The organism is Megasphaera vaginalis (ex Srinivasan et al. 2021) (assembly GCF_000478965.1).
Classification (GTDB): Bacteria; Bacillota; Negativicutes; order Veillonellales; family Megasphaeraceae; genus Megasphaera; species Megasphaera vaginalis.
The window spans coordinates 1-9,472 of sequence record NZ_AWXA01000039.1; the positions used below are offsets into that span (position 1 = coordinate 1).

Genomic DNA, 9,472 nt, shown 5'->3' on the forward strand with positions numbered 1-9,472 from the left:
GCTGATCCTGTACCAGAACGGTTCCCATCTGCGCGATCAAATACCCTTCTTTTTCTAATAAGTGCAACGGCAGCGTACTGTCATCTTCCGGCTTCCACATATCCCCTGCCAACCAGAAAAGCACGCGCTTAGCGATCGGGGAGATAGGAGCCGCCTTATAGCCTTGAATACCATTACCATTAGGCAATTTTTTATACACCGTCATCCACGCCGTATCTCTGTTCCACAACGAAGACGACGCTCTGTTTTTAGCTTCTGCCTGCGTCAGCGGCTGAATATCTCCGGCTTTCAACTTATTCACAGGAAGCCCTGCGTATCGTTTTCCTTTGTGGTCTGCACCGAGGTCTTCCAATACTTCCTTGCCCGTATATATGCCGTAGCCGTAAAATTCAGAAGTTATATGATATGCGCCTTCGCGTACTAAAGACGAATCTTGAATATAGTCATCCCACTCTTCTCCGTTTTCACCGGTCATCGCCATCAGACGCCGCCATGTTTCTTCTCCGTCTTGCTGAATCTTCGCTTTATCGAAAGTTGTATTTTTGACATATACGACCGGTACATCCGTAGTAATAACTTCTTTGACAATCTTGCCGGCCGCGTCTTTTACCGTAACCTTTCTCCAGATATAGCTATTCATATAATACTGACCGCTGCGCTTGCTCAGTTTTTCATACAAGCCGGGCTTATCTTTCTTGATAACGGCCATGTAGGTATCAATAATTTTCTTTTCTTCCTCCAAGGAGCCTGCTTTCACCAACTTCTGATACAGGCTTTCAAACCCCGGTGTCCGTATCGTCATGTCGCTGTATTCACCGTGAAGCGCATAATTTTCCGGTTGGTCCTGCCCCAACCATTCATGTTTAGTCGGCGGACGCATAAAAATCTTCGTTACAGCATGCGTGTACGCCGAATCGTTGATCCCCGTACTAGCGCTAAAATCGCCATAGCCCAAACGCACCTGATTCTTTCCACTCGTCCATATAGCGCGGACGCCGTCAAATGTCTTTCCGAACCAATAGCCGGTAACACCCATCGGTTCCGTTAAACGGCCAAGAGAAAAATCCCATTTACGCACATGTTGCATGAGGTCAACCGCTTCAAGGCGCTGCCGGCCCAAGCCTCTGGATCCGGCAATGTCCTGCGCCGTATCGACGCCGCTTATGCCAGAAGCACCGCCTAACAGCGTTATATTCGTATACCGGCCGATTCGGGCATCAAGCCCAAGTCGAAAACGCTGTTCAAAGCCGTGCCCAGCTTTTTCCAGATAATTCTTATACGCCGACCCGACGCTGGACACAGCCGTAACCCGGGCGTCTGCCGGCTTTTGTTTACCGCCAAAGGCATTCCAACGCAACCGATAGTCACCAATCAATGCGACACCTTTCGGTTTCTGCAAGTCAAACGGCACATGAATAAACCACGGCTCGCTATGTGTGAATATCTTCGCAACGTTCGGGGCCGCAGCCTTTTTCTCGGCAGGTTGCACCGCAGCTCCGAATTTCATATTTACACCGAATTTATATACCCGTTCCTGCGTTGCCTGATCATCATCACGATGATTAAAGAGATTGTCTATTCCCGCATAAGCAATCGCATCTTTATCAAACCTCTTTTGAATCAGGAGATTCCATATGCCGAATGTTTTTTTCTGGTAGGTTTGCTTCCCCTTTTCCGCAAATGTATACACCGGTTGCCCATCACCGATGTCATTATGGACATAATTCCCATTATTGGCAATCGTGTTGCTGTCCAACATATGAATGTAATAATCACCCCACAAAGAAACTCGCCAGCCGGTTTTCCGATTATCATAGGTAACACCTATATCAAACTTATGCTGCGGTTTATTCAGCAATTGATCGGGCATATCCGGATCACTTTTATTGACGGCATGCAAATATGTATAGCCCAATTTCCCGGACCAATGATCATTGAATTGATGGGATAATTCCGCTTCCAGCCCCGTAATTTCAGCTTTTCCTATATTTTTGAAGCTGTAGATCATGTCCGGCGGTGTGATCCACGTGTTTACACCCGCATCGGGATAGAAATTCATAAGTTTTCCTGTAAAATAGGTGGTCATATAATCCTTAATACGATTATGGAACACATTTACCCGCGTTGCGGTCTTACCCTTTTCCGCTTCAAAGCCAAGGTCGAAATTAAATGACTTCTCCGGTTTTAAGTTCGGATTGCCAAACCAGTAATATCCTAACTTTCCTATTCCCAGGTCATAAGGCATACCGGCATACATTTCCCAATTATAGTATAATTCTCCCATTCCCGGTTCCGTATACCCGGTGCCGATATTAGCCTTAACCCGTTGTGTGGAAGATCCGCCAAGAGCATGCGTAAGTCCCACATTAAAACTCACATTCGAACCGAAGAGACTGCTGTGATCCAATCGTAATACAGGAGTCACCAACGTATCCTTATTGATTTGCCACGTATCTTGAACGAAGAAATGTTGTTTGCTGATTTCCGCTTGTCCAATCGTTTGGCGGTTACGGCGATTGGCCGATTCTTCCTGAAACGTCTTGCCGTGCCACTTCAACGTTTTCGCATCATAATACCTGCGCATGACGATATCGTCATCAGGTATTTCTCCCCATTCGTCTTCCACCTGCAAGGACGGGTTCTCTTCGCGCAGCTGACGGGAAAAGGCGGCAATGCGTTCTTCGTCATCCACATTATCGACATAATCCTGATAAGTATAGGCCGGTACCACAGACTTGCCGGCTTCATTTTTATAGCCATACAACTCATATGCTTGATCATACTGGGGAATGCCTTTTTCATCCAGATACATGGCATAATCGTAAACATGAGATTGCGGCGCGCCGACACCTTTATCACTATGCAGATTTTTATCGTAATCCCAAGGATCAATATGTTGAGTTTTGATATTCCTTGCACTTTTCAATCGGCTGCCTTCGCCATTTTCCCTGCTATACCCGAATCCATAGGTCAGCAAATGCGCGTCATTAATTTGCGTATTTGCGCTTGCTTTTATATTCCATTGCTTATGTATAATGTTATCCAGATATTCCAAAGAATTCTTTCCTTCATAGGAGGAATACGCCGCAACGGAAGACAAGGTAATATCATGCTCTCTCATCTTGGCATAATCCGCATCGATCTGCCAATCCGTCTTGCCGCCGTCGTTTCCTGCATAGCCGATACGGTAAGTATTACGGTTTACCTTTCGCCTATAGTTGACTACGGGATCCGGGCTGTCGTCAGAATGCTTGACAAATCGTTCCATCTCTTCATTCGCCCGGTCTATGCCGACGTCGATCTTGTTTCTGGCATCAATGTCATACGTTGCCAGTACGCCGATATTTTTAATAGCGCCGTAATATCGCAACGAATTGCGAATCGGCTCCGTTGTATTCATGCCGCCGTGAAAAAGAGCCGCACTATAAACAGGCATGACGTCTCGCTTGCCGCCATAAGCGGTAAAACGCATTTTACCGATCTGGCCGGAATCGGCGCGAAGGAAAAAACTCGGATACGGCAACAAATCGCCGTCACCGCGGACACGCCGTCCTTCGACATTGACCTGCATTCCCGCCGATTTTGCCGGTTTGCGCGTAATAACGTTGACGACGCCGCCGATAGCGTCGGCGCCGTACTTGGCCGAGGCGGCGCCGCGGATGATTTCGATGCGTTCCACATTTTCCGTTCCCAGCCGTTGCAGCTCATCGCCTTGGCCGCTGTATTTGGCAAAGTCGCCCATGACGGGCTGCCCGTCAACGAGAATGAGCGTGTGCCGCGGTTCGGCGCCGCGGATCGAAACAGTAACGCGCCCCATGGCATCCACAGCGCGATTCATTCCGGTTTCATTGAAGATGATGTCTTCTACCGATTTCGCCTGCTTCTTTGCTATATCTTCCTTCGTGATGATCGTCGTGCTCTGCGACTCGTACTTGGCCGCTTCCTTCGCCGCGTCCGCCCGCACCTGGATATCGCGCGTCGTAACGCCGGCACTCTCCGTCGGCCCATCTGCCCCGTAGACAGGCAGCGACATCCACAGTAAGACGGCACAGAAAAGCGCCGTTTGTTTCCGGGCTATGCCGTATCGGTTCCTCATTTGTTGCTCCTTTCATTCTTTTGATTTTTATTATCATTTATCAATATAATTGTATTATAAATTTTTCCTAATTATTTTTCTACTCCATTTAGTTCTAAAAAGCTCCATTCGAACACCGACTTGCCTTTTTTACTAAAAAAACAGAAACACTCCTTTGCCGCAACAAAACCCTTGCAGCAAAGGAGTGTAAGCAAGTAGTTTCCCCTGTACGAAACTACTTATTATTAAAATTTATAAGTCATTTGCAGCCGCGTATAGTTTCCGAGTCGGAAATTTTCCGGACCGTAAAGCGTGTCACGACGGTTAATGCCTTTAGCGTCAAAGGTATAGAACGCTTCCAGCAGGAAATTCTTTGCCGGAACATAACCACCGCCGAAGGTAAAGCTGCTGATGCCGTCCAGGTACCGATCCGGTAAGGCTTCGGTTCCGTTGCCTCCGAAGAAGGAGCCGTGTTGGAAGTACTTGTAGTCGACGAAGGCATTCCAGCTGCCGGCGACATTCGTATCGGTTTGGCCGATGTCGAGGCGCGCCGTCCAAAAATGCGGAATACCGCCATTTTCATGGCCGCACAGATCAAAGTCTGCCGTGCCGCGTTCATGCCTGTACATACTCCGGCCATTCATATACCGGCCAAAATCAGTTCTATTCTGTCCATAGTCAAAGGAAATCGAAGTATTGGCACCAATTTGGTATTTTGCACCGATACCGATGACATTTGCCAACGAGTCGAAACGATGACGTTCATTATTTTTACCGTTCGCGTTGAGGAACGTATGGATATCATCGCCTATTGAGCGCAAGTACCAGGCCTGCACGCCAAGCCGCGGTGTAATTTCATGCTTGGCCTGTACAAATATCGCCTTATCCAGCTCCGGAATCCGATCCCGTTCCAGCATTGTCCCTTCCGTTTTAATCAGATTGCCGACAATCTTGCCAATGGATTCACGGGGTAAGCGATTTCCGCTTTCAGTGGCTTCCAATACCGTTTCCATCCGATTGAAAAATTCGAACATAAGGTGCGGCATTGCCCAACCGTATTGCGGATCGCTGTTCGCATCAACGTAATTGGCCTTATATAACCCATCTAAAAGATCAATCGGCGTAATGACATTGCTGGAATCATATCCCGGTACGGAATGATAACTGTCAATGGTGACAATAGCATCTACCCCGGCAAACTCGTAATCTTCACGTTTGCTTGCATCACTTTGATATAAAACACCGGCCTTGTCTCTACCGTTATATTTCACATACGTGTACGAGGAACCTAACTCGTCATCAGTCTTACCGTTCCAATTGGACGTCGCATAAACCTTTGCGATTTTTGAATAGGCCGCTAATAACGTATCTTTATTGGCCTCGATATAATTCCGTCCGCGCAGTGCATTTTCATTGCTTAAAGTAATGGAGACATCTTTGTTGACTTCTTTTTTCAAGGCCTTTATTTCATCACTGTCCCAAGCATCAATTCTATTGCTGTAATACAAGTCTACTTTTTGCAGCTTTTCTTCATGCGTCTTTTTATTTCTGATTTTATATAACACGTACCCAGATGCAGGAGTCCGCAACGCAAAGCTTTGTTGAGAAAGGTCTTCTCCATATGCTTGTTTAACAATACGTTGCATCCGTTGAAGTACGGCCAACTTATCTGCTTCCGTAGCCTTGGGATCTTCGCAAACATCCCGCAATTGCTGGAGGAAGAACAGGGAATCCGTTTTCCCCTTATATGCCGTCTCATAGGTTTTATCCAGCGTCGTACCTTTTTGCACGGCATATGGCATTTCATCTTTATCAATACCAACTAATTCCATAATAGTAGGAGGTCGGAAGAAGGTCGCATGGACAGCGTGCGTATACGCCGAATCAGGAATGCCGGTACTGTGGGTAAACGTACCGTAACCAAGGCGGATCTGTGTCTCTTTGCCTGTCCAGACAGCCCGAGCACCGTCAAATTCCTTGCCGAACCAATATCCCGTTACCCCCATCGGTTCCGTCAGGCGACCTATGGAAAAGTCCCATTTATGCGCCCGCTGCGTAAGATCAACACGATCGAGACGGCGATGCTTAATGCCTTTAGCGCTTTCCGTTTCGTAAGACGTATCGACACCGCTTTCTCCGGAAGCACTGCCGACGACGGTAAGGTTCGTATTTTCACTGAGACGAGCGTCAACGCCAAGGCGAACCCGCTGTTCAAAACCGTGTTCGCCTTGATCCTTCATATTTGCCGCTGCCGTACCGACGTAGGTATCGGCACGGTATCTCGATTGAGGCCGGTTCGTACCGTCATGAACCTTCCAACGGGCACGATACTCTCCCATTAGTTCCGCGCCGCGCTCTTTTTCTGTATCAAAGGGACGATCCAAGAACCCTTGCAGCAAGACCGGCGCCACGTTAGCCTTGCCGGCCTTATCTTTCGGTACAAAGACCCTTTCTTTTGCTTTCCGGCTGAACCCCAATTTAAGGTTAACGCCGAAGCGATATACTCGTTCTTGGGTCGCCCGATCGTCGTCGCGATGGTTGAAGACATTATTGACACCGAAATAAGCGATGGAATCTTCATCAAACTTCTTTTGGAACAGGAGATTCCAAATCCCAAAAGTCTTTTCCTGGTAAACGCGTTTATTGTAGACGGCGCCTTCACCATCTAAAATATCGGGCCAATAATTCGCACTGTCCGCCAACGTATTGCTGTCGAGCATCCGAATATAGTAATCGCCCCATATTGAAGCTCCCCAGCCGCTGACGGGATCGTCAAAGGTCAGGCCAATGTCCACTTTATGCATCGGTTTATCCAGCAAGCGATGCGGCATTTGAGGATCACTCTTATTGATAGCGTGCAGATACGCATACCCGAGCTTTGCGCTCCAATGGTTTCCCAATTTCTGCCGCACTTCCGCTTCCAGCCCCGTAATTTCGGCTCTGCCGATATTTTTAAAACTGTAAATCATGTCGGGAGCGCGCTGATACTTCCGATCACCATGCAAATACGGTGCAAAGTCCATCAAGGCTCCCGTGTAGTACACCGACATATAGTTTTTAATTCGGTTATGGAAAATTCCTAGGCGAGCGTAGGTGTTTTTATTTTCTCCTTCCACACTCATATCGAAATTCAGTGATTTTTCCGGCTTCAAGTTCGGATTACCGGCCCAATACCAACCTAATTTTGCATAACCGACTCCGACGGGATTGCTGGCGTACATTTCCTAATTATACCAAAGCTCGCCCATTCCCGGTTCCGTATAGCCAGTTCCGATATTGGCTTTAAACCGTCGATGTGCATTGCCGGCAACAGTATAGGTCAAGCCCAAATTGCCGGAAAGATTGCTGCCGAAAAGATTGCTGTGATCGTAGCGAAGTGTCGGCACGATGATCGTATCCGGATTAACTTGCCACATATCGTAAAGGAAGACGTTATGCTTAGTAATTTTGCCGCTGCCAACCGTAATCCGCTGATTACGGTTACGAAATTCTTCAAGGAATTTTTTGCCGTTTAATGTCGGTGCTTCGGCGCGTTTTTTTGCATCTGACGATTCGCCATATTCAAAATACGCGCCGACAATATTCCCTCCTTTATAACCGGAGTTCTCTTTCGTCAACTTATGGTACATCGCCTCATATCGCTTGGCAATATCCGAATCAGCCGCTACGACAGCGCCGTTCGGCATGTGAACGGTACCGTCATATTCTGTTTTTATTACCCAGCTCGTTTTGCCCGTACTCCAATCGGTTTTCTCCTCCCTCATTCCTTTATCGCCTAATTTATAGTTCTCATAGTCTTCGTACTTAATCGGCGCAATCGTTTTGGCATTTCCCTTTTCTTCGCCGTAATATTCATAGTTGATATCCCATTGCGGCATGCCCGATGCATCGTTGCCGTCAAATTTGTAATCATGGATGTGCGAATAAATCCGCGTACTCGTATCGCCTTTTTTGCGAACCAGACGGTCTAGTTTATCGACGAGCAGATTTTTATCATAGTCCCAGGCATCGATGTACTTTGTCCGTGTGTGAGGTGAGCTTTTCAGGCGGCTGCCTTCGCCTTCTTCATGAGAATAGCCGATGCCGTAATTGAGCATATGCCTGTCATTGATCTGCGTATTGAACGACGTCTGTAAATTATATTGCCGGTGATCAACGTCATCGACATAACGAAGTTCGTTTTTCCCTTCATACGCAGACCGCCCAAAATAGTTGATCAAGGCAACATCGTCTTCTTTCATTCGCGTATAATTTCCTTCTACGGTCCAATCCGTATTGCCGCGGCGGCCTTTCCACGCCAAATTAAACGTATTTCTGTCGGCATTTCTCTTAAAATGCTGCTGCGGTTCCAAATCGGAATCGGAATGCTTGACATCGCGAACCAAATCTTCCGTATATCTGTCAAATTTAAAATCGAGAGAATTATTTTTATTAATATCGTAAGAGCCGGTCAACCCGACATCGGACGCATTCCCATAATACCGCAACACATTCGGATCAAAACTACGCTCCTTGTAGTCAAAACTCAGCCCGGATTTACGGCGGCCGTTACTGGCAAGAACAGGCAATAGCCCGCTTATTTCCGAAAATACCTAAGCGCACATTACCGATCTTCCCTGTATCTGCCCGTAAGAAAATATTTTGAAACGGCGTGATGTCACCATCGCCGGCACGCCGCAATCCTTCGGCATTAACTTGAAATCCCGCCGTATCGCGTGCCTTTTTCGTCACAATGTTCACTACACCGCCAATGGCGTCAGATCCGTACTTTGCGCTGGCCGCCCCTTGAATGATCTCAATGTGGTCGACATTTTCCGTACCGAGGCGCATGACTTCATCGGCAGCACCCGAATATTTTGCCAAGTCGCCCATAACCGGCTGCCCGTCAACGAGGATCAGCGTATGCCGCGGTTCAGCGCCGCGGATTGACACCCCGACGCGCCCCATGGCATCAACAGTGCGCGATACTCCCGTTTCACCGAAAATGATATCCTCTACGGATTTGGCCTGTTTCTTCTCAATATCTTCGTGCGTAATCACCGATATCTGTTGTGATGCCCATTTCGCCGCTTCCTGCGCCGCGTTGGCCTGTACCTGTATATCTCGCGTCGTTACATCGGCGGCATAGACCGGTACCGCCAGCCAGGCTGCAACGGCAGCTGTCAGCAGCACCTGCCGCAATGACTTTTCACCAGTTTTCCCGTTCATAACTTCATCCTTTCTCAGTTCCAGCATTTTTGTACAGTCGTACTTACAACAATACAGCCGAGATCTTCAACTGTCGCTTCTATACTTTAGATTGATTCTCACTATCCGTACTATATCAAATAGTTCTGCTTCCTTCTGCTCCATTCAGTTCAAAAAAGCTCCGTTTGGACATCGAAATTATTAAAAAAA

1 protein-coding gene and 1 pseudogene are annotated in these 9,472 nt (G+C 47.5%); both read right to left on the reverse strand.

Annotation, left to right across the window (positions count from 1 at the left end; translation table 11 throughout):
• Positions 1 to 4,096 (reverse strand): TonB-dependent receptor plug domain-containing protein (locus HMPREF1250_RS06750; RefSeq protein WP_023053899.1); only part of this gene is annotated, 4,096 nt, incomplete at its 3' end.
• Between the two features lie 224 nt (positions 4,097 to 4,320).
• Positions 4,321 to 9,283 (reverse strand): annotated as a pseudogene (locus HMPREF1250_RS06755) (TonB-dependent receptor domain-containing protein).
• Between the last annotated feature and the right edge of the window lie 189 nt (positions 9,284 to 9,472).